Source organism: Rhodoferax sp. U2-2l, from assembly GCF_020594515.1.
Classification (GTDB): Bacteria; Pseudomonadota; Gammaproteobacteria; order Burkholderiales; family Burkholderiaceae_C; genus Rhodoferax.
Map to the genome: position 1 here is coordinate 158,884 of NZ_JAJCTH010000004.1, position 20,865 is coordinate 179,748.

Sequence of the window (20,865 nt, forward strand, 5' to 3'; positions counted from 1 at the left end):
TGGCAACCGGGTCACTTTGACTCGGTTTGTCCGTAATAGGCGTTTTTGCCGTGTTTGCGCAAAAAGTGTTTGTCGATGATGGTCTGCTTCAGCGCGGCCATGCCGGGCCGCAGGGTTTGGGTCAGGTAGGCCATGTGCGCCACCTCTTCCAGAATCACCGCGTGGTAAACGGCTTTGGCGGCGTCCTTGCCCCAGGTGAAGGGGCCGTGACCGGCCACGATGACCATGGGGGATTCGTCCGGGTTGCGGCCAGCGAAGCAGTCGGTGATCTGCACGCCGGTTTCTTCTTCGTAGTCGCGCGCGATCTGCGCGTCAGTGATGACGGCCGTGCAAGGAATGTCGCCATACACAAAGTCGGCATGGGTGGTGCCCAGGCAGGGGATGGGCAGCTGCGCCTGGGCCCAGGCGGTGGCATAGGTGGAGTGGGTGTGCGTCACCCCGCCAATGTGCGCGAAGTGCCGGTACAAATGGGTGTGCGTGCGGGTGTCGGAAGAGGGTTTGAGCCGCCCCTCCACCACGACGTTGTCCAGATCGACCACCACCATGTCTTCCGGGCTCAGTTCGGCATACGGCACACCGCTGGGTTTGATGGCGATCACGCCTTTGGCGCGGTCGATTTCCGACACATTGCCAAAGTTGTACACCACCAGGTGGCGGCGGTCGAGTTCCATGTTGGCCTCATAGGCCGCGCGTTTGAGTTCGGTGTAACTCATGGTTTTCCTTGGTTGACGTAGGCACCCAGATGTTGGTATCTGGCATACAGCGGCTCATAGGCCCGTGCGGCTGCGGGGTTGGGTTGGTAGGTTTTGCAGACGGGCGAGGCCATCGCTTGCTGGGCATCTGCCACATGGGCATGGGCGCCCCCGACGGTGGCGGCAAAGATGGCGGCGCCCAGGGCACAGCTTTGTTCACTCTCCAGCACATCGATCGGGCAGTTCCAGACATCGGCGCAGACCTGCATGACAAAGTCGGACTTTTTGGAAATGCCGCCAATCACCACCACGGCGTTGATCGCGATGCCTTCCTCTTTGAAGCGCTCGATGATGGCGCGCGCGCCAAAGGCGGTGGCTTCCACCAGCGCGCGAAACACCTGCGGTGCCTGGCTGCCCATCTTCAGGCCGGTGAGGGCCATGGCCACGGTCTGGTCGGCGTCGGGGGTGCGGCGACCATTGACCCAGTCCAGCGCGGTGATACCGGTCTCGCCGACCGCGAATTTGGCGGCTTCAACACCCAGGGCGGTTAATGTGTGGTCTTCCATCTCCTGGATCAGCTTGTGCTTGGTGGCCTCGTCGATCAGGGTGCTACGCTGCAGCAGGTTGGTCGTGGGCCAGTTGACCAGGTTGCGAAACCATGCATACAAGTCGCCAAACGCGGATTGCCCGGCCTCCAGCCCCACCAAGCCGGGCATCACCGAGCCGTCCACCTGGCCACAGATGCCCCGCACAGTTTTGTCGCCGATGTCAGCGTAGCTGGCCACGGTGATGTCGCAGGTGGAGGTGCCCATGATTTTGGTCAACACACCCGGTTTGACATTGGCTGCAACGGCGCCCATGTGGGCATCAAAAGCGCCAAAACCGACCGCTGTGCCCACCGGCAGGCCCAGTTTGTCAGCCCATTCTGCGGTGAGGCGGCCACACAGCTGGTCGGCGGTGAAGGTCTCGACCGGCAGCCGGTCCCGCAAACCACTAAGCAGCGGATCGATGCCAGCAAAAAAGGCATCCGGCGGGTAACCGCCCCAGCTGGCGTGCCACATCAGTTTGTGCCCGGTGGCGCAGCGCCCCATGCGCAAGGTGTCGGGGTGGGTGGTACCCGTCAACACGGCGGAAATCCAGTCGCAGTGTTCGACCCAGATGTAAGCGGCTTGGGCCACCGCCGCATCAGCCCGCATCACATGCAAGGCCTTGGCCCAGTACCACTCGGAAGAATAAATGCCGCCCTCAAACTTCAGGTAGTTGTCGGGTGCGGCGTGGGCGGCGGCGGTGATTTCGCGGGCTTCCTTGACGGCCGTGTGGTCTTTCCACAGCACAAACATGGCGTTGGGGTTGTCGGCGAATTCGGGCAACAGCGCCAGCGCCACACCGTCGCGGTTCAAGGCGATGGGGGTCGAGCCGGTGGTGTCAAAACTCAGGCCCACCACCTGCTGGGCCGCACCCGCCGGGGCTTGTTGCCACAGGGCTTGCACGGCTTGCACCAGGCTGTCGGTGTAGTCCAGCGGATGCTGGCGAAACTGGTCTTTGGCGGGCACGCAAAACAGGCCCTCGCTCCAGCGCGGGTAGTACACCACGGCACTGGCCACTTCTTCGCCCGTGAGCGCATTCACCAACAGCGCCCGGACCGAGTCACTGCCGTAGTCCAGGCCCAATGCATAAGAGGTCATAAAACACCCAGGAAAAAATAGAAACCATCCAGCGTGATCAGCCCGCTGACTCACGCCAAACATCAAGCCTTTTGCGGTAGATCAACAGCTTGCCTGCGTGATCGTTTGCCCCAGCGTGAGCGCATGATAGCGAGCGACCTCATCCTCATCCAATAGAGATTAGGGTGTTATTGATACCAATAAAAGCATGGCGGCTTGGCGCTCGGCCCGGCGGTGCCGACGTCGCCTCAAGCCACCTGACCGGCACCGGCCGAGGCCTGACAAACGTACACCGTGCCGACCTCTCCCGTGGGCGAACGGTAGTTTTTCTCCACCGCACGGCGAACCGCTGCCACGTGCGCCATGGGCAGCAGCGCCACCGCACAACCGCCAAAACCACCACCGGTCATGCGGGCGCCACCACTCTCACCGATGGCGGTTTGCAGGATCTCCACCAACTCGTCAACGGCGGGATGGGTGATCTCAAAATCGTCGCGCATGGACACATGCGAAGCGGCCATGAGCACACCCATTTGCCGCAGATCACCGGCGGCCAGCACGGCGGCGGCGTCGAGGGTGCGTTGGTTCTCGGTGACGATGTGGCGGGCCCGGCGCAGCACCGTGGCATCCAGGTCACCGGCATCCGCCTCCAAGCGCGCCAGGCTCAGGTCACGCAAGGCACGCACGCCGTAGTGTTGGGCGGCCGCCTCACACTGCTGGCGCCGGATGTTGTATTCGCTGCCCACCAGCCCGCGGCGCACCCGTGAGTGAACAATCATCACCGCCACATCGGGCGGCAGTGGCACCGCGCGGGTGTCGTGGGAGCGGCAGTCAATCAGCAGGGCGCTGCCCGCTTCCCCGCGCGCCGACACCAGCTGGTCCATGATGCCGCAGTTGCAGCCGACAAAACGGTTCTCGGCGCGCTGGGCGATCAGGGCCATGTCGGTCGGGCTCAGACCATCCCAACCCTGCAGGGTTTTGAACGCCTGCGCGACCGCGACTTCCAGCGAAGCGGATGACGACAAGCCCGCACCCTGCGGCACATCACCGCTCAACGCCAGATCGGCACCTTGCAGCGCCAAGCCATGCGCTTGCAGGTACTTGACCACCCCGCGCACGTAATTCGGCCAGGTACCCTCCGCCAACGGCAGGATGTCCTGATCCAGCCGGAACACGTCCACTTCGCCACGGTAGTCCGCGGCCACCACCCGCACGGTGGTGTCGGTGCGCGCACTGGCGGCAATCACCGTGCCAAAGTTGATGGCACAGGGCAACACAAAGCCATCGTTGTAGTCGGTGTGTTCCCCAATCAGGTTGACCCGCCCCGGGGCCTGCACCCAGCGTTGTGGCTCGTAGCCAAAGGCGGCGTCGAACGCCTGCGTGGCGACAGGTTTCAAAGCTTGGAACATGGCGCGGCCTGGAGGTAGTGCAGATCGGGTAGCGCCCGCAGGCGCTGTGCCGCCTGTTCGGGGGTGAGGTCGCGCTGGGCCTCGGCCAGCATCTCAAACCCCACCATGAACTTGCGCACACTGGCTGAGCGCAGCAAGGGCGGATAAAAGTGGGCATGCAACTGCCAGCCGTCGGTGGCACGACCGTCAAACGGGGCACCGTGCCAGCCCATGGAATACGGAAAGGAACACTGAAACAGGTTGTCGTAACGGCTGGTCAGTTTTTTGAGTGCCAGCGCCAGATCAGCTTGCTGCTCGGTCGTCAGCTGGGTGATGCGTTGCACGGCAAAACGCGGCAGCAGCAAGGCCTCGAACGGCCAGGTGGCCCAGAACGGCACGACCGCCAGCCAGTGTTCGGTTTGGACCACCACGCGCTCACCGCTGGCCGCTTCACGCTCGGCGACATCCAGCAACATGAGACGCTGGTGTTTGGCAAAGTAAGCGCGCTGGTGATCGTCCTCATGCTGGACCTCCGTGGGAAGGTAGCTGGTGGCCCAGATCTGCCCATGCGGGTGCGGGTTGGAGCACCCCATCATCGCGCCCTTGTTCTCGAAAATCTGGACACACGGGTAGGTCTGGCCAAGCTCGGTGGTCTCAGACATCCAGGTTTGAATGATCTGGCCGATGGCAGTGAGTGACAGCTCGGGCAGTGACAGGCTGTGGTCGGGCGAAAAACAGATCACCCGGCTGGTACCGCGCGCGCTGGTGATCTGGAACAGCTCATCCAGTGACGGCGCGGCCTCGGGTGTGTCGGCCATCATGGCGGCGAAATCGTTGGTGAAGACGTAGGTGTGTTTGTAATCCGGGTTGTGCTCGCCGGTGACCCGCAGGTTGCCCGCACACAAATAACACTGCGGGTCATGGCTGGGCCGCGCGCTGCGGTCTGGTAATTCCTGCTGGCCTTGCCAGGGGCGCTTGGCGCGGTGCGGCGACACCAGCACCCACTGCCCGGTCAATGGGTTGTAACGGCGGTGGGAATGGTCACTGGGGTCGAACATGGGTTGGCGCACCTCAGACAGCCGTCCAGGCGCCCTGGTGATTGCTGGAGGCCAAGGCAGCGGTGACAAAACGGATGCCTTGCAAGCCATCACCGGCATTGGGGAAATGCAGCGCCATCGGGTCAGCCACCTGCCCGCTGCGCCGCGCCGCAATCGCATCGGCCGCGTCGGTGTACAAATTGGCAAAGGCTTCGTGGAAACCTTCCGGGTGCCCGGCCACGATGCGTGAGGCCCGCGCGGCCAGCGGCAAAGTGCCCGGCCCGTTGGGCGTGCGCACCTGGGCGGGCGCTTCCAGCGGCTTGAAATGCAGCACTTGCGGGTGTTCCTGAAACCATTCCAGACTGCCGAGCGATCCACTGATGCGAATGCGCAAACCGTTTTCAACACCCGCAGCCGCCTGGGTGACCCAGAAACTGCCGCGTGCGCCATTGCTCAGGCGCAGCATCGCACCCGCGTAATCGTGGGTCACACGGTCGGGCACGATGCAGCCAATGTCTGCCGCCACCTGGGCCACTTCCAGGCCGGTCATGAAACGCAGCAGGTTGTGGGCGTGGGTGCCGATGTCGCCCATCACCAGCGACGGGCCACCGCGCACCGGGTCTTCTTTCCAGGCGCGTCTACCGGGGCCCGCCTTGGCGCGACCGCCCTGCACGTATTCCACCTGCACCAGCCGGATCTCGCCGAGTTGGCCGTCCTGCACCATGGCCCGGGCCTGGCGCACCATCGGGTAACCGGTGTAGTTGTGGGTCAGGCAAAACACCAGGCCACTGTCCTGCACCCGTTGGAACAAGGCCTGGGCCTCATCCAGCGTGTTGGTCATGGGTTTGTCGCAGATCACGTCCATGCCGTGATTCAGCGCCAGCATGGCAAAGCTGAAATGGCTGTCGTTGGGGGTCATGATGGCCACCACCTCGGCGCCGTCGACACGCTTGGCTTCAGCCTCCATCAAGGCCTGGCCCCCGGGATAACAGCGCTCGAGTGGCACACCTATGCCCAAGCCCGCACTGACCGAGCGCTGCGCATCCGAAGACAAGGCGCAGGCGACCAGTTCATACCGATCGTCAAGGCGCGCCGCTTGGCGGTGCATGGCACCAATGAACGAGCCCGGCCCGCCACCAATCACGGCCAGGCGCAACCGGCGCCCCAGCAGTTTCAAAACAGTGTTGTCCGACATGGCGCTTATTTCTTCTTGTTGTAGACGTCAAAAAACACCGCGGCCAGCAGCACCAGGCCCTTGATGACCTGCTGCCAGTCGATGCCGATGCCCATGATCGACATGCCGTTGTTCATCACACCCATGATGAAGGCGCCAATCACCGCGCCCAGCACCTTGCCGACACCGCCGGACGCCGAAGCACCACCGATGAAACACGCGGCAATCACGTCCAACTCAAAACCCAGACCGGCTTTGGGGGTGGCGGTGTTGAGCCGTGCGGCAAAAATCAGACCCGCCAGCGCGGCCAGCACGCCCATGTTGATGAAGGTGTAAAACGTCAGCCGTTCGGTGTTGATGCCCGAGAGGCGCGCCGCTTTTTCGTTGCCGCCCAGGGCATAGATGCGCCGCCCCACGGTGGTTTTGGAAGTGACAAAGTCGTAAAACAACATCAACAGCAGCATCACGATCAGCACGTTAGGCAGGCCGCGGTAAGACGACAACAGGTAGCTGAAGGCCGTGATCATGCCCACAAAGACCAGGTTTTTGAGCAGGAAGAAGGCATAGGGCTCGTTGTCCATGCCGTGTTTGGTGCGAGCCGCCCGGTCCTTCACCTTGGTGTACAACAGGATCAAGGCCATGGCCAGCCCCAGAACCAGCGACAAGATTTTGAGTGTTTCACCACCAAACGGGTCGGGGATGAAGCCGGTGCTCAGCAACTGGAACTCGGTCGGGAACGGGCCGACCGAGGCACCGCCCAGCACCACCAGCGTCAGGCCCCGAAACACCAGCATGCCCGCCAGCGTCACGATGAACGCCGGAATCTTGTAAAACGCCACCCAATAGCCCTGAGCCGCGCCAATCACACCGCCCAGCACCAGGCAAATCATGGCCGTCAGGGCAAAGTTGAGGTTGTATTCCACCATCAACACTGCGGCGACTGCACCGACAAAACCACACACCGAGCCGACCGACAGGTCAATGTGCCCGGCCACGATGACCAGCAACATGCCCAGCGCCATCACGATGATGTAACTGTTCTGCAAAATCAGGTTGGTCAGGTTCAACGGCTGGAACAGGGTGCCATCGGTCATCACCTGGAAAAAAGCCATGATGACCACCAGGGCCATCAGCAAACCGTACTCGCGCAGGTTGTTTTTCAAAAACCCCGGCGCCTTCTCGGCTGCGGCAGGGGTGGCGGTGGAGGGAACGGTCGACATGTCAATTGGCTCCTGATGTCACGATGGATCGCATGATTTTTTCTTGTGACGCCTCTGCAGCAGGGAACTCCGCCACAAACACGCCTTCGTTGAGGACACAGATCCGGTCACACATGCCCAACAGCTCGGGCATCTCCGACGAGATCATCAGCACACATTTGCCCTGTTCGGCCAGCTGCGCAATGATGGTGTAGATCTCGAACTTGGCCCCCACGTCGATGCCGCGGGTGGGTTCGTCGAGGATCAGCACCTCGGGGTCGGAAAACAGCCATTTGCTGAGCACCACTTTTTGCTGGTTGCCGCCCGACAGGTTGCCGGTGCTGGCAAACACGTTCGGGCTGCGGATGTTGAGCTTTTTGCGGTAGTCCTCCGCCACGCTGTATTCCTGGCCCTCGTCGATGACCGAGCGGCTGGACACCGCATTCAAGTTGGCCAGCGTGGTGTTCCAGACGATGGTCTCATCGAGCACCAGGCCATAACCCTTGCGGTCTTCGGTCACATAGGCAATGCCATGGTCGATGGCTTTTTGAACCGTGCTGGTGTCGATCGGTTGGCCGTGCATCAGCACCTCGCCAGTGATGTTGCGGCCATAGGTGCGGCCAAACACACTCATCGCCAGTTCGGTGCGGCCCGCGCCCATCAGACCGGCAATGCCGACAATTTCGCCTTTTCGTACATGCAGGTTGATGCCTTTGATGACTTCGCGGTCGGCATGTTCGTCATGGTGCACATGCCAGTTTTTGATCTCGAACACCTTGTCACCAATGTGCGGGGTGCGCTTGGGATAACGGTCCGCCATCTCGCGTCCGACCATGTGTTTGATCACCAAGTCTTCGCTGATTTTGCCGCCCTGGGTATCGAGCGACGCCACCGTGGTCCCATCACGCAGGATGGTGATGGCGTCGGCCACCTTGGAGACTTCGTTGAGCTTGTGCGAGATCAGGATACAGGCAATGCCCTGACGCTTGAGTTCCAGCAGCAGCTCCAGCAGCGCGTCGCTGTCTTTTTCGTTCAGACTGGCGGTGGGCTCGTCCAGGATCAGCAGCTTGACTTGTTTGGACAGGGCCTTGGCAATTTCAATCAGCTGCTGTTTGCCCACACCCAGGTGGGTGATCAGGGTGTCGGGCGACTCGTTGAGCCCGACCTTGCTCAACAGCGCCTGCGTTTTGGTGTGTGCCACATGCCAGTCGATGATGCCGTGGCGCGCTGGCTCGTTGCCCAGAAAGATGTTTTCGGCAATCGACAGCAGCGGCACCAGCGCCAGCTCCTGGTGGATGATGATGATGCCGCGGTGCTCGCTGTCCGAGATGCCCTTGAAGCGGCATTCCTGGTTCAAAAACCGGATGTCACCTTCGTACTCACCGTGCGGGTAAACGCCACTGAGCACCTTCATCAGGGTGGACTTGCCCGCCCCGTTTTCACCCACGATGGCGTGGATCTGGCCGGCTTGAACGGTCAGGTTGACATTGTTCAACGCCCGGACACCGCGAAACGCCTTGACGATGCCGCGCATTTCTAAGATGGGTTCAGCCATATGACCTCTGAAAATGGAAAGGCCCTGCGCTTGTCTGCACAGGGCCTCATTTACCCCAAGATCGGGAATTACTTGAGCTGCTCTTCCTTGATGTAGCCGCTGCCCACCAGCACTTCCTTGTAATTGGACTTGTCCACGCTCACGGGTTTCAGCAGGTAAGACGGCACGATCTTGACCTTGTTGTTGTAGGTCTTGGTGTCGTTGATCTCGACCTTCTTGCCGCTCATCATGGCATCCACCATGCCGGCCGTGACCTTGGCCAGCTCGCGGGTGTCCTTGAACACGGTCGAATACTGCTCACCACGGATGATGGACTTGACCGAGGGCACCTCCGCGTCCTGGCCGCTCACAAACGGCATGGCCTGGCCACCGCTGCCATAACCCACGCCCTTGAGGGCGGACAAGATACCGATGCTCAAACCGTCATAGGGTGACAACACCGCGTTCACCTTGGCTTTGCCGTAGTAGGCGCTCAACAGGTTTTCCATCCGTGCCTGCGCCACCGCACCGTCCCAGCGCAAGGTGGACACCTTGTTCATGCCAGTTTGTTTGCTCTGCACCACCAGCTTGCCTTTGTCGATGTACGGTTGCAGCACCGACATGGCGCCGTCGTAGAAGAAGAAGGCGTTGTTGTCATCGGCCGAGCCACCAAACAGCTCGATGTTGAACGGGCCTTTGCCTTCTTTCAGACCCAGCGCCTTTTCCAGCGACTGGGCTTGCAACACACCGACCTGGAAGTTGTCGAACGTGGCGTAGTAGTCCACGTTTTTGCTGCCGACGATCAATCGGTCATACGACACCACCTTGATGCCTTTGTCCGCCGCTTTTTGCAGCGCGTTGGACAGGGTGGTGCCGTCAATCGCGGCAATCACCAGCACCTTCACCCCTTTGGTGATCATGTTTTCAATCTGGGCCAGCTGGTTCGGGATGTCGTCGTCAGCGTACTGCAGATCGGCCTTGTAGCCTTTGGCTTGCAGGGCTGCGACCATGCTGTTGCCGTCACTGATCCAGCGGGTCGAGCTCTTGGTGGGCATGGAGACACCCACGGTGCCTTTGTCCTGCGCCTGGGCCAAAGGTGTTGCGACGGCAAACCCCAGCGCCAAAGCAGCGGCCAATGCTTTCAATGTTGTTCTGCGAGCATTCAAAATATGACTCCTGTAAGTGATCAGCAACCAATTGTTTTGTCCATACCCAGACGGCTTGGATGGGCTGCATCATAAGGACAATGGGCGCTATATTCCAATCTAATTTGCGCCCATTCCGATACACAAAAAGGCATCAGTAGAAACCCTGGCATGACGAACTACACCCATTGGCTGATCCGCGCGCGCCTGAAAACCAGGCAACTCTTGCTGGTGGTGGCGCTGTCTGAAGAAGGCAATATCCACCGGGCATCGCAGGTGCTCAACATGACCCAACCGGCGGCCTCCAAACTGCTGAAAGACTTGGAAGATGTGCTGGGCGTGCAACTGTTCGAGCGCCTGCCGCGCGGCATGCGCCCCACCTGGTATGGCGAAACCCTGATCCGGCACGCCCGCGCCGCGCTCAACAGCCTGAACCAGGCCAACGACGAGTTGCAGGCGGCCAAAAACGGCCAGTTTGGTCAGGTCAGCCTGGGCGCCATCACCGCCCCCGGCGTGGTGCTGCTGCCACCGACCATTGCCGCTGTCAAAGTGGCCCACCCGCATCTGCGCATCACCATCCAGATCGAGTCCAGCAACGTGCTGATCGAGCAGTTGTACCGCGGCACGCTGGATGTGATGATCGGGCGCTTATCGGATGAGCACAACACCGACGATTTGCGCTACGAATCCATCGGTGACGAGCCGGTCTGCGCCGTGGCGCGGCCAGGGCATCCGTTGTTCGGCATCGAGCAATTAGTGCTCACCGACCTGCTGGCCTATTGCTGGATCGTGCCGCCGGTGGGCAGCGTGATGCGGCACAAGTTCGACCTGATGTTTCAGGAGCTGGACTTGCAACAACTCACCAACCGGGTGGAAACCAGCTCGCTGCTTTTCTTGACCAAGATGATGCAGCAAAGCGACATGGTCAGCATCATGGCGCAAGACGTGGCCCGCTACTACGCCGACCACGGCCTGCTGCGCATTCTGCCGGTGGTGTTGCCGTGCCAGATGGAGCCGTTTGGTTTCATCACCCGGCGCGACAAGCCCTTGTCGCCTGCGGCCCAGGTGTTGCTGTCGGCCCTGAAGGCCACCGCCTTGACGGTTTACGGCAAACCGTTCAACAAAACCGGCGCCTAATTCCAGCCCGCATCCACCTTGAACTCTTGCGCGGTGCACATGGCAGCGTCGTCGGACGCGAGAAACAGCACCATGCGCGCCACATCGGACGCCTGGATCATGTCGGGCAGACACTGGTTGTGACGGATCTGGCCGAGGGTTGCGTCGTCCAGCCACTTGGACAGTTGCCGAGGCGTCATGACCCAGCCCGGTGACACGGTGTTGATCCGGATGCGGTCCGCGCCCAGCGTCTCCGCCAGACCCCGGGTCAACCCGTTCATCGACGATTTGGCCACCGCATAACACGGGTAACCGCCGCTTTTTTGCTGCCAGCCAGTCGATCCCAGGTTGATGATGGCCCCGCCACCCAGACGGCGCATGCCGGGCACCACCGCCTGGATGGCAAAAAAAGCCGGGCGCTGGTTCACGGCCATGCGTTCGTCCCAATAGTCGGGGGTGACCGATTCCAGCGTATGCCGATCGTCACTGGCGACGTTGTTGACCAGAATCGAAAAGTCACCCAGTTCCTGCCGGGCGTCGGCCATGGCCGCTTGCAGGGCCGCCACATCACACACATCACAATGGCGCCACCAGACGGTGCCAAAGCCCTGGGCCTGGATATCGGCCACCAGTTGTTGGCTGTCCTCGTCAGCCACATCCACAAACGCCACCTGGGCGCCCTGGGCGGCAAACGCGCTGACGATGGCCGCCCCCACCGCCGTTGCACCGCCAGTCACAAACACACGCTGACCGCGCAGACTGGGGAAAACGGCCAAAGATCTCTTCATCACCATATCGGTTCCTGTTTCAGCAGGCAAGTATTGCAATTTGTGTATGTTAGACACTAAACAATTGATCCCAGCCCCCGTCCACGAATTGTTAGCATCCCGATCTTCACCTCGTTGCCCCTTGGGGTGACGTCACTATCTGGATGCGATTCACCATGACTTCTGCCGAGCACCCCATTTTTTGGCTGCACCATGCCGACCAACACCTGGGCCTGGTGCCCTCGCTGGGCGGGGGTGTCGCGGCCTGGCAACTCGACCGCCAAGGTGACAAGCTCGATGTCTGGCGCCCATGGGCTGGCGACACTGACCGTTACACGCTGGCATCTTTTCCGCTGGTGCCCTGGTCCAACCGCATCAGCGCTGGCGGGTTTGACTTTGACGGTGTCCATTACCCGATGGCACCGAATCGGGCCGGTGAGCCCTACCCAATTCATGGCGACGGCTGGCTGCAAGCCTGGGCCCTGCACCAAGCCCAGGACAACACGGTCGAGATGACACTGGAGTCACAGGCTTTTGACGGCAACCCCTATGCCTACCAGGCGTTGCAACGTTTTGTGCTGGTGGATGGCGGCATGGACCAGACGCTGACCGTCACCCACACGGGCGAGCGGCCTTTGCCGTACGGTTTGGGGCAACACCCGTTTTTCCCGCGCCCGGTCGGCACCCGCCTGACGACGCAGGTGCAAGGGGTCTGGCTCAGCCGGCCTGATTGCCTGCCAACCCAGCACACCACCCAGTTCCCCCCAAGCTGGGACCCGCGTGGTGGCATGGATGTGCATGGCACCTTGATCGACAACGCCTACACCGGCTGGTCGGGCGAGGCCCGTATTGACTGGCCAGAGCAGCAACTGGCGCTGACGATGCGCGAACCGAACATTGTCCAGCGCGGGCAAAACGATGGTATGTGTTTGCTGTACCGCTCACCGGTCATCACGGCGTTTTGTTTCGAGCCGGTGACCCACCCGATTGATGCGTTTCACATGCCGGGGTTGCCGGGCCTGAAGGTGTTGCACCAGGGCGAGAGCCTGACGCTGCAGCTGGAATGGCGCTTCAGTGAGACAGCCTCGACAGTCTGACCGTGTCCGCGAGGGCTGTTGGAATAGCCGCGTTATTTGACGGCGCATCTGAGAATACAAACCTTGGTCTGCGCCAGTGGTGTCACCGATGACCTGGGGGCAGATGCTTCCGCGAATGTCCTCCGCCCTTCGGGCTCCCCCTTAATTTCGCTGCACCATCCGCCCCCAGGTCATCGGTGGCGAACCGTGTAGGTATTCAGGCCGTGAATACCGGTTGAATTCCCACCACGCTGGCGGACTCGGGACGGCGTGGCATTCAGCGCAGCGGCATCAAGGAGGAGGCCCGCAGGGCCGGGGGACAGCCGCGGAGCTGAGTGCCGCGTCGTCCTGAGTCTTGTGAGAACGGCGCAAGAAAAGGCTACTTGCGCCGAACCTCAAACACCCGCTGCAACACACAAAACACCAGCAACAGCGCGCCGATGACAATGCGCGTCCACCAGGAACTCAGCGAGCCGTCAAACATGATCAGGGTCTGGATCAGCCCCAGCGCCAGCACGCCAAACAGCGTGCCCGCCACGTAACCGACCCCGCCGCTGAGCAGCGTGCCGCCAATCACCACCGCCGCGATGGCATCGAGTTCCAGGCCCACTGCATGCAGGCCGTAACCCGACAACATGTAAAAGGTGAACACCACCCCGCCCAGTGCCGAGCAGAAACCGCTCAGGCTGTAAACCAGCACCATGGTGCGCGCCACCGGCAAGCCCATCAGCATGGCCGACGGCTCACTGCCGCCGATGGCGTAAACAGTGCGGCCAAACTCGGTGCCGTGCGCCACAAAAATCGCCGCCAGCAGCACCAGCACGGCCAGGATGGCACTCAGCGACAGCGCCGCATCCGGCCACAACGGCACCCGGATCTGCGCCAGCGCGGTGTAGGTCTCGTCGGTGATGCTGATCGAATCGATGCTGATCACGTAACACAGGCCGCGTGCCAGAAACATGCCCGCCAGCGTGACGATGAAGGGCTGCAGCCGAAAGCGCTGGATCAGCCAGCCCATGAAGGCCCCCAAACCGGTGCCCATCAGCAGCACCAGCGGAATGGCCAGCCCCAGGTTCCAGTGCTGATGCTCCACCAACTCGGCCAGCACCATGGTGCTCAGGGCCACCACAGAGCCGACTGACAGGTCAATGCCACCGGTCAGGATGACAAAGGTCATGCCCACCGCCACAATCACCAAAAACGCGTTGTCGATCAACAGGTTCAAAAACACCTGGGCCGAGAAAAACCCGTTGTACGACACCGAGCCAAAGGTGGCCATCGCCACAAACAATGACACCGTGGCCACCAGGGGCAGGTATTTGGCGTTGAGCTTCATACGCCTCCCCCGGTCGCGGCAGGTCGCACCACCCAGCCATGCACCGTCCGCCGGAAATTTGCCGACTGCAACAGCATCACCACAAACACCACCACCGCCTTGACCACCAGGTTGATCTCCGGTGGCACACCAATCGAATAAATGGTGGAGGTCAGCGTCTGGATGATGAGTGCGCCAACCATGCTGCCAGCCAGACTGAAGCGCCCGCCGGAAAGCAAAGTTCCGCCCAACGTGACCGCCAGGATGGCGTCGAGTTCCATCAGGTTACCGGCGTTGTTGCCGTCGGCACTTTTGACGTTGGAGCTGATGATCAGCCCGGCGATGCCGGCCGTCAGGCCGCAGAAGGCGTACACACAAACCGTGATGAGTCGCTCACGCACCCCGGCCAGCCGCGCTGCCGCCGGATTGATGCCGATGGACTGGATGAACAGGCCCAGCGCCGTGCGGGTCACCAGCAAATGCACCGCCAGAAATGCCCCACCGGCAATGAACAAGGCAAACGGCAGGCCCCACAAGAAGCCGTTGCCAATATAGAAATAGGGCGCGTAATACACCGTGACGATTTGCCCGCCGGTGACCAGTTGCGCGATACCGCGCCCGGCGACCATCAGGATCAGCGTCGCAATGATCGGCTGCAGGCCGATCTTGGCCACCAGCAGCCCGTTCCATAACCCGCAGAACAGCGCCACCAGCAGCGCGCACCCGATGGCGATGGGCATCGGGAAGCGGCTCACATGGGTCGGCACGCCGTCGTTGATGACCAGCGTGCCACCAATCATCAGCGCGGCCACCGAGGCGCTGATGGCCACCACCGCGCCCACTGAAATGTCGATGCCGCGTGTGGCGATCACCAGCGTCATGCCGAGTGACACCAGCATCAGCGGAGCGGCACGGTTCAGGATGTCGATGATGCTGCCGTAGAGGTGGCCGTCGCGCCACTGCAGCACCCAGAAGCCCGGGTTCAGGCTGGCGTTGACCACCAGAATCAGCGCCAGGGTGACCAGCGGCCACATCAGCGGGTGCGCCAGCAGGCGCTTGTGCAAGGGCAAAGTGGAGGTGCTCATGCGTGCTCCGCAATCAGGGCGTAGACCGCGTGGTCGCTGCTGCCTGCGGGCAGCTCGCCCACCTTGGCATGGTCACGCATGACCACAATGCGGTCTGCCACCCGCACCACTTCGCTCATCTCGGAGGAGATGAACAGCACCGCCATGCCCTGCTTGGCCAAGCTCAGTATCTCGTTCATGATTTCCTGTTTGGCGGCCACGTCGATGCCGCGGGTGGGTTCGTCCAATATCAATAACTTGGGCTGCGTGGCCAGCCAGCGTGCCAGCATCGCCTTTTGCTGGTTGCCACCCGAGAGCTGGCCAATCGGGGTGTCGATGTCGGTGGTCTTGATGCCCAGCGCCTTGACATAGTGCTGCGCCATCTCGGTCTGGCGCGCGCGGCTGATGAACGGCCACAGGCCTTGGCGTGCCTGCAGCGCCAGCGCGATGTTTTCACGCACCGAGAGTTCGGCAATGATGCCTTCGGCCTTGCGGTCTTCCGGGCACAGCCCCAGGCCCAGCTTGATGGCGGTGGCCGGGGAATCCATGCGCACCGGCTGCCCGCCCAGAGAGATGTCACCGGCGTCGCTGCGGTCCAGCCCGAACAGCAGCCGCGCCAGCTCGGTGCGACCCGATCCCAGCAAGCCGCCGATGCCCACCACTTCACCGCGGCGCAAGCTCAGGTCCAGCGGTTTGATGCAGCCAGCGCGTGCCAGCCCGCGGGCCGTCAACCACTCAGCCGCCGACTCGGTCGTCTGTTGGGCGGCGGGTGTAGCACTCAAACTGGCTCCCAGCTCATGCCCGACCATCGCCGCAATCAGCGCACTGTGGCCCAGTTCGGCGGCCGGGTATTCACCCACCAGTTCCCCATTGCGCAGCACGGTGATGTGGTCACACAGCGCGTACATCTGGTCCAGAAAGTGGGTGATGAACACAATGGCCATGCCCTGGTCGCGCAGCTGGCGCAACACGCCAAACAGACGCGCCACCTCGTCATCGTCCAGGCTGGAGGTGGGTTCATCCAGGATCAGCACCTGGGCCGAGATGTTCAGCCCCCGCGCAATCGCCACCATCTGCTGCACCGCTACCGAGTAGTTCGAGAGCGGCTGCGTCACGTCGATGTCCAGATTCAGACGCTTCAACAGGTCACGGGCTTCCTGGTGCATGCGCGCCCAGTCGATGGACCAGCCGCCTAAAGCGCCACGGCGCGGGTATCGGCCGGCAAAAATATTCTCTGCCACCGACAAGTTGGTGCAGAGGTTGACCTCCTGGTACACCGTGCTGATGCCCAGATGCTGCGCGTGCAGCGTGGAGGTGGGGCGAATGGGCTGGCCTTTCAACCTGATCTCGCCGGCATCAGCCGGGTAGACGCCCGTGAGCACCTTGATCAAGGTCGATTTGCCCGCGCCGTTTTGCCCCATCAGCGCATGGATCTCACCCGCGTAGAGGTTCAGGTTGACCTGATGCAAGGCCTGAACGGCGCCAAACTGTTTGTCGATCCCACGCAGCTCCAGCACCGGTGCAGTGCTACCTCGGCCCGATGGGGGCTTGGTGATATTTGTTATGGTCATCCCGTTACCTCAAACCAGACAAGCCGGTTGGACGACTTGTCTACAAGCGGATGCGCAGCACCTGCTGCGCACCGCTGCCATCACAACGACCGATCAGTATTTCCGGTTCGGGAATTCCTTGGCTGCCACTTCCATCGGGAAGATGCCCTCCACCGTCACGATGCGCCGCGGCAGGGTTTTACCCCCCACCACGTCCTTGACGGCTGACATCAGCTGCGGCCCGAGCAGCGGGCTGCATTCCACCGTCACGTCCAGCTTGCCGGCCATCATGGCCTCAAACGCGCCCTTGACCGCATCCACCGAGATGATGGTGATGTCTTTGGACGGCCGCAAGCCAGCTTCTTCGATCGCCTGGATGGCGCCAATCGCCATGTCGTCGTTGTGCGCATAGAGCACGTTGATCTTCTTGCCCTCGGCTTTCAGGAAGGCTTCCATGACTTCCTTGCCCTTGGCGCGGGTGAAGTCACCGGTTTGGGAGCGGATGATCTTGATGCGCGGCTCGGCCTTGATGATTTCTTCAAAACCTTTCTTGCGGTCGATCGCCGGGCCGGAACCCACGGTGCCCTGCAGTTCCACGACGTTGACATCACCCGTGGTGTTCTTCACCTTGTCGAGCAGCCAGCGGCCCGCCTTGCGGCCTTCTTCGGTGAAGTCCGAGCCCATGAAGGTCACGTACAGGGAGGTGTCTTTGGAGTCGACCGAGCGGTCGGTCAGGATGACGGGAATCTTGGCCGCCTTGATTTCTTTGAGCACCGTGTCCCAGCCCGATTCAACCACCGGTGCAAAGGCGATCACGTCCACTTTTTGCGCGATGAAGGAGCGCAGGGCCTTGATCTGGTTTTCCTGCTTTTGCTGGGCGTCGGAGAACTTCAGGTCAATGCCTTCCTTGGCGGCAGCCTCTTTGATGGAGTTGGTGTTGGCAGTGCGCCATTCACTCTCGGCACCCACCTGGCTGAAGCCCAGGACGATCTTTTTCTGCGCAAAGGCACTGAGCGGCAGGCCCATGGCAAAGGAGGCCGCCACCAGGGTGGCCATCAGGGTACGCCGGTTGTATTTCATCAAAATCTCCTCAACAAATGGGTTGAACGGGAAGCAAAAACGTGGGAAACCGCCCGCCCCCGGTTGCTCAAGTTGCCCCTTGGTTGGGGGGCATCCCATCCTACGTCCGACCTCTGTCAACTAGCAAGCCGAGATACCCGCAGAAACCCATTCCCATTGATGAAGATTTGCCTGCTATCGATATGCGAATGAATATACAAACAGATCGGCAAATACCGATATTTACCAGCGCTGGTGGACCAGCGGCTTGGCGTAACGTGCGTAGATGTCGGCCAAAGCTTGCATGGTGGTGTCCGTGAGCGGTGGCAAGTCCGCTGCGGCCACGTTGTCGGCCACCTGATCAGCACGTTTGCCACCGGGAATCGAGCAGGTCACCGCCGGGTTCATCTGGATCCAGCGCAGCGCCATTTGCGCCATGCTCTGGCCTGCAGGCACCAGGGGCCGCATGGCTTCCACGGCCTGCAGGCCCACATTGAAATCGAGGCCGGAGAAGGTCTCACCCTTGTCAAAAGCCGCGCCGTCGCGGTTGAACAGGCGGTGATCGTCCAACGCAAAGGTGCTCTGCGCATTCATCTTGCCGCTGAGCAGGCCGGATGAGAGCGGCAGCCGCGCCAGGATGCCGACGCCGCGCTTTTGCGTCTGCTCAAACAGCAGCTCTGCCGGGCGCTGGCGAAACAGGTTGTAGATGATCTGCACACTTTGCACGCCGGGAAATTCGATGGCTTTGAGCGCTTCTTCCACCTTCTCGACACTCACGCCGTAGTGGCGCAGCTTGCCCGCGGCCACTAGGTCGTCGAGCACGCCAAACACCTCGGGCATGTAAAACACCTCGGTGGGCGGGCAATGTAATTGCAGCAGGTCGATGGCCTCGGTGTTCAGGTTGACCAGGCTGCGCTCGACAAACGCCGTCAGGTTGGCCCGGTTGTAGCCGCTGGCCTCGTGCGGGTCCAGGCGCCGCCCGGCTTTGGTGGCGATGTAAAACGGCTCGCTGCGCTCACGTTTGAGCCGGGCCAGCAGGCGCTCGCTGCGGCCATCACCATACACGTCAGCGCTGTCGAAGAAGTTCACACCCAGATCCAGCGCCCGGTGCAGCGCGCCCATCGATTCGGCGTCATCCACCTCGCCCCAGGTGCCACCAATGGCCCAGGCGCCAAAACTGACGGTTGAGATGTTCCAGCCGGTGCGGCCAAGGGGACGGTAGTGCATAGGGGTTCTCTTGAAAAAGGGCCAACTGGGCATGACCGCCCGCTTGGGCAAGCGCCGCGCTACAAGCGTTCATGGCTGGCCGGGATGGTAACCCGCCCTGCCGGTCAGCCGACGCCTGTTGGGCCTCGGGCAGCTATGATGCAAGCTCCCTCTGAGGACATGACGGTTGGCATAAACTACCGTTACTTTCAACCGATGACCCTGATTCGATAACGGCTGGTAGCAACTGAATTTGTAGCAAATTACCTCATGGCCGAGAAAACCCCCTTCGAGTTTGCACGCGAGACCCTCAAGCAACTCACGGTTCGCAAGCTGGCGCCCACGCCACTGAACTACCAGAAAATCTACAACGAAATTGCCCAGCTGCCCATCGAGCCCCCGTTTCCGGCGGACCGTCTGCTGGACATTGCCAAGGCGCTGCCCACCAAAACACCGGGCCAGCAAAAACAGCGCGGTTTGCTGGAGTCGGCGATCCACCAGCTCAACTGGGATGGCGTCAAAAACGCGCTGATGGCCTACGGCGGCTTCAGCCCGGCCGCGCCAGACAACGGCAAACCCGGCCTGTCGCTGGTCGACCCGCCCAAAACGCTGCCCGCCCCGCCGATTGAGATCGCCCCGGCACCCCCGGTGGTCACGGCACCGGCCTTGACGGCCGATTTTTTCGGCCAGATCGCCCGCATGATCGAGTTCGCTTTGCCCGCGCTGGGCAACGACGACGAGCACTTTCTGGCGCAGACCCAGACCCTGCTGAACGCGCTACGTGATCCCGGCAACGATGCCGTCACCGTCAAACAGATGATCGCCCAGTACAGCCACCGGCTGTCGTTTGCCGCCGAGGACCAGGCCGAAATCAAAACCGTGCTGCTGAAACTGCTTCACCTGCTGGTGGAAAACATCAGCCACCTGAGCATTGATGACAGCTGGCTCAAGGGCCAGACCGAGGCGCTGATGGCCGCCTGTGTGCCGCCGCTCACCTTGCGCCGCCTCGACGATGTGGAGCAAAAGCTCAAGGACGTGATCTTCAAGCAGACCGAGGCCAAATCCCGTGCGGTACAGGCGCAGGAAGACATGCGCCAGATGCTGGCCACCTTCATCGAGCGCCTGGCCGCCATGAGCCAGTCCACCAGCGGGTTTCATGAGCAGCTGGAGGCCAGCGCCAAACTCATCGAGCAGGCCAAAACCCTGGCCGACATCGCGCCGGTGCTCAAAGACATTGTGGGTGCCACCCGCACCATGGCGCGCGACAGTCAGATGGCGCGCGACGAGTTGCACGGCATGAAACAACGCTCGGAGGCCACCGAGGCCGAAATCGCCAAATTGCACATGGAACTCGACCGCGTCAGCACCCAGGCGCGTCATGACCCACTGACCGGCGCCCTCAACCGGCAGGGTCTGGACGAAGCCATGGCCCGCGAGGTGTCCAAGGTGAAGCGACAGGACACGCCCCTGTGCATGGCGCTGCTGGACATCGACAACTTCAAGAAACTCAACGACACCCTGGGCCACGCCACCGGCGATGCGGCGCTGACCCACCTGGCCACGGTTACGCGGGAGGTGATGCGCCCGCAAGACACGCTGGCGCGTTACGGCGGCGAAGAATTTGTCATCCTGCTGCCCGACACGCCGCTGGACAAAGGCATCGAGGCCATGACCCGGCTGCAGCGCGAGCTGACCAAGCGCTTTTTTCTGGCTGGCACCGAGAAGGTGTTGATCACTTTCAGTGCTGGTGTGGCCCAATTGGCGGCTGGCGAAACCGGGCCGCAGGCCATCAAACGCGCTGATCAGGCCATGTACCTGGCCAAACGGTCTGGCAAAAACCGGGTGCTCGGCGCCTGATACACACACATCTAGGAGGTGG

At 61.7% G+C, this 20,865-nt stretch carries 17 protein-coding genes; 3 read left to right on the plus strand and 14 right to left on the minus strand.

Annotated elements, in window-relative coordinates:
• Positions 1-11: 11 nt before the first annotated feature.
• From araD to chvE, 8 genes are all read right to left on the minus strand, one after another.
• Positions 12-713: an L-ribulose-5-phosphate 4-epimerase AraD gene (gene araD, locus LHU53_RS05295; RefSeq protein WP_227331062.1), complete on the minus strand. Its 702-nt coding sequence runs from the start codon at positions 711-713 to the stop codon at positions 12-14.
• Positions 710-2,377, minus strand: a complete 1,668-nt coding sequence (locus LHU53_RS05300; protein ID WP_227331064.1) for a ribulokinase — start codon at positions 2,375-2,377, stop codon at positions 710-712. Before LHU53_RS05300 ends, araD begins: the two co-directional genes overlap by 4 nt.
• A gap of 227 nt (positions 2,378-2,604) precedes the next feature.
• The gene (gene galK / locus LHU53_RS05305; RefSeq protein ID WP_227331065.1) at positions 2,605-3,765 is read right to left on the minus strand and encodes a galactokinase; all 1,161 of its coding nucleotides are present in this window, start codon (positions 3,763-3,765) and stop codon (positions 2,605-2,607) included.
• The gene (locus LHU53_RS05310; RefSeq protein ID WP_227331066.1) at positions 3,750-4,802 is read right to left on the minus strand and encodes a UDP-glucose--hexose-1-phosphate uridylyltransferase; all 1,053 of its coding nucleotides are present in this window, start codon (positions 4,800-4,802) and stop codon (positions 3,750-3,752) included. Before LHU53_RS05310 ends, galK begins: the two co-directional genes overlap by 16 nt.
• A gap of 13 nt (positions 4,803-4,815) precedes the next feature.
• Positions 4,816-5,976 (minus strand): Gfo/Idh/MocA family protein, encoded by a 1,161-nt coding sequence (locus LHU53_RS05315; protein ID WP_227331067.1) that lies wholly within the window; start codon positions 5,974-5,976, stop codon positions 4,816-4,818.
• A gap of 5 nt (positions 5,977-5,981) precedes the next feature.
• Entirely contained in the window at positions 5,982-7,175 is a 1,194-nt protein-coding gene (gene mmsB / locus LHU53_RS05320) for a multiple monosaccharide ABC transporter permease (protein ID WP_227331068.1), read from the minus strand.
• A 1-nt stretch (position 7,176) separates the two neighbouring features.
• On the minus strand, positions 7,177-8,709 hold the full coding sequence (gene mmsA / locus LHU53_RS05325) for a multiple monosaccharide ABC transporter ATP-binding protein (RefSeq protein ID WP_227331069.1): 1,533 nt from the start codon (positions 8,707-8,709) through the stop codon (positions 7,177-7,179).
• Positions 8,710-8,777: 68 nt separating this feature from the next.
• The gene (chvE, locus tag LHU53_RS05330; RefSeq protein ID WP_370632225.1) at positions 8,778-9,833 is read right to left on the minus strand and encodes a multiple monosaccharide ABC transporter substrate-binding protein; all 1,056 of its coding nucleotides are present in this window, start codon (positions 9,831-9,833) and stop codon (positions 8,778-8,780) included.
• A 171-nt stretch (positions 9,834-10,004) separates the two neighbouring features.
• Between chvE and LHU53_RS05335 the strand changes: the two genes are divergently transcribed.
• Complete coding sequence (locus tag LHU53_RS05335) at positions 10,005-10,970, plus strand: LysR family transcriptional regulator (RefSeq protein WP_227331070.1); 966 nt, start codon at positions 10,005-10,007, stop codon at positions 10,968-10,970.
• Here the strand turns inward: LHU53_RS05335 and LHU53_RS05340 are convergent.
• Positions 10,967-11,737, minus strand: a complete 771-nt coding sequence (locus tag LHU53_RS05340; RefSeq protein WP_227331071.1) for an SDR family NAD(P)-dependent oxidoreductase — start codon at positions 11,735-11,737, stop codon at positions 10,967-10,969. The genes LHU53_RS05335 and LHU53_RS05340 overlap by 4 nt on opposite strands.
• A 155-nt stretch (positions 11,738-11,892) precedes the next feature.
• Between LHU53_RS05340 and LHU53_RS05345 the strand changes: the two genes are divergently transcribed.
• A complete protein-coding gene (locus LHU53_RS05345; RefSeq protein ID WP_227331072.1) occupies positions 11,893-12,813 on the plus strand; it encodes an aldose 1-epimerase in 921 nt (306 codons plus the stop codon).
• 358 nt (positions 12,814-13,171) lie between these two features.
• On the opposite strand, the gene yjfF is transcribed toward LHU53_RS05345, so the two are convergent.
• The 5 genes from yjfF to LHU53_RS05370 form a co-directional block, all read right to left on the minus strand.
• The gene (gene yjfF / locus LHU53_RS05350) at positions 13,172-14,128 is read right to left on the minus strand and encodes a galactofuranose ABC transporter, permease protein YjfF (protein ID WP_227331074.1); all 957 of its coding nucleotides are present in this window, start codon (positions 14,126-14,128) and stop codon (positions 13,172-13,174) included.
• Complete coding sequence (locus tag LHU53_RS05355; RefSeq protein ID WP_227331076.1) at positions 14,125-15,192, minus strand: ABC transporter permease; 1,068 nt, start codon at positions 15,190-15,192, stop codon at positions 14,125-14,127. The genes yjfF and LHU53_RS05355 overlap by 4 nt, the downstream gene beginning before the upstream one ends.
• The gene (locus LHU53_RS05360; RefSeq protein WP_227331078.1) at positions 15,189-16,742 is read right to left on the minus strand and encodes a sugar ABC transporter ATP-binding protein; all 1,554 of its coding nucleotides are present in this window, start codon (positions 16,740-16,742) and stop codon (positions 15,189-15,191) included. Before LHU53_RS05360 ends, LHU53_RS05355 begins: the two co-directional genes overlap by 4 nt.
• Before the next feature lie 93 nt (positions 16,743-16,835).
• Positions 16,836-17,801: an ABC transporter substrate-binding protein gene (locus LHU53_RS05365; RefSeq protein ID WP_227331079.1), complete on the minus strand. Its 966-nt coding sequence runs from the start codon at positions 17,799-17,801 to the stop codon at positions 16,836-16,838.
• A gap of 222 nt (positions 17,802-18,023) precedes the next feature.
• Positions 18,024-19,007 carry an aldo/keto reductase gene (locus tag LHU53_RS05370; protein ID WP_227331081.1) on the minus strand — a complete coding sequence of 328 codons (984 nt, stop codon included), beginning with the start codon at positions 19,005-19,007 and terminating at the stop codon, positions 18,024-18,026.
• Between the two features lie 249 nt (positions 19,008-19,256).
• Here LHU53_RS05370 and LHU53_RS05375 point away from each other — a divergent pair, with 249 nt between their 5' ends.
• Positions 19,257-20,843 (plus strand): GGDEF domain-containing protein, encoded by a 1,587-nt coding sequence (locus tag LHU53_RS05375; RefSeq protein WP_227331083.1) that lies wholly within the window; start codon positions 19,257-19,259, stop codon positions 20,841-20,843.
• Positions 20,844-20,865 lie beyond the last annotated feature (22 nt).

Coding starts and splice junctions, on each gene's coding strand:
- araD (WP_227331062.1), bottom strand. CDS start 713: ATGAGTTACACCGAACTCAAACGCGCGGCCTATGAGGCCAACATGGAA.
- LHU53_RS05300 (WP_227331064.1), bottom strand. CDS start 2,377: ATGACCTCTTATGCATTGGGCCTGGACTACGGCAGTGACTCGGTCCGG.
- galK (WP_227331065.1), bottom strand. CDS start 3,765: ATGTTCCAAGCTTTGAAACCTGTCGCCACGCAGGCGTTCGACGCCGCC.
- LHU53_RS05310 (WP_227331066.1), bottom strand. CDS start 4,802: ATGTTCGACCCCAGTGACCATTCCCACCGCCGTTACAACCCATTGACC.
- LHU53_RS05315 (WP_227331067.1), bottom strand. CDS start 5,976: ATGTCGGACAACACTGTTTTGAAACTGCTGGGGCGCCGGTTGCGCCTG.
- mmsB (WP_227331068.1), bottom strand. CDS start 7,175: ATGTCGACCGTTCCCTCCACCGCCACCCCTGCCGCAGCCGAGAAGGCG.
- mmsA (WP_227331069.1), bottom strand. CDS start 8,709: ATGGCTGAACCCATCTTAGAAATGCGCGGCATCGTCAAGGCGTTTCGC.
- LHU53_RS05335 (WP_227331070.1), top strand. CDS start 10,005: ATGACGAACTACACCCATTGGCTGATCCGCGCGCGCCTGAAAACCAGG.
- LHU53_RS05340 (WP_227331071.1), bottom strand. CDS start 11,737: ATGAAGAGATCTTTGGCCGTTTTCCCCAGTCTGCGCGGTCAGCGTGTG.
- LHU53_RS05345 (WP_227331072.1), top strand. CDS start 11,893: ATGACTTCTGCCGAGCACCCCATTTTTTGGCTGCACCATGCCGACCAA.
- yjfF (WP_227331074.1), bottom strand. CDS start 14,128: ATGAAGCTCAACGCCAAATACCTGCCCCTGGTGGCCACGGTGTCATTG.
- LHU53_RS05355 (WP_227331076.1), bottom strand. CDS start 15,192: ATGAGCACCTCCACTTTGCCCTTGCACAAGCGCCTGCTGGCGCACCCG.
- LHU53_RS05360 (WP_227331078.1), bottom strand. CDS start 16,742: ATGACCATAACAAATATCACCAAGCCCCCATCGGGCCGAGGTAGCACT.
- LHU53_RS05365 (WP_227331079.1), bottom strand. CDS start 17,801: ATGAAATACAACCGGCGTACCCTGATGGCCACCCTGGTGGCGGCCTCC.
- LHU53_RS05370 (WP_227331081.1), bottom strand. CDS start 19,007: ATGCACTACCGTCCCCTTGGCCGCACCGGCTGGAACATCTCAACCGTC.
- LHU53_RS05375 (WP_227331083.1), top strand. CDS start 19,257: ATGGCCGAGAAAACCCCCTTCGAGTTTGCACGCGAGACCCTCAAGCAA.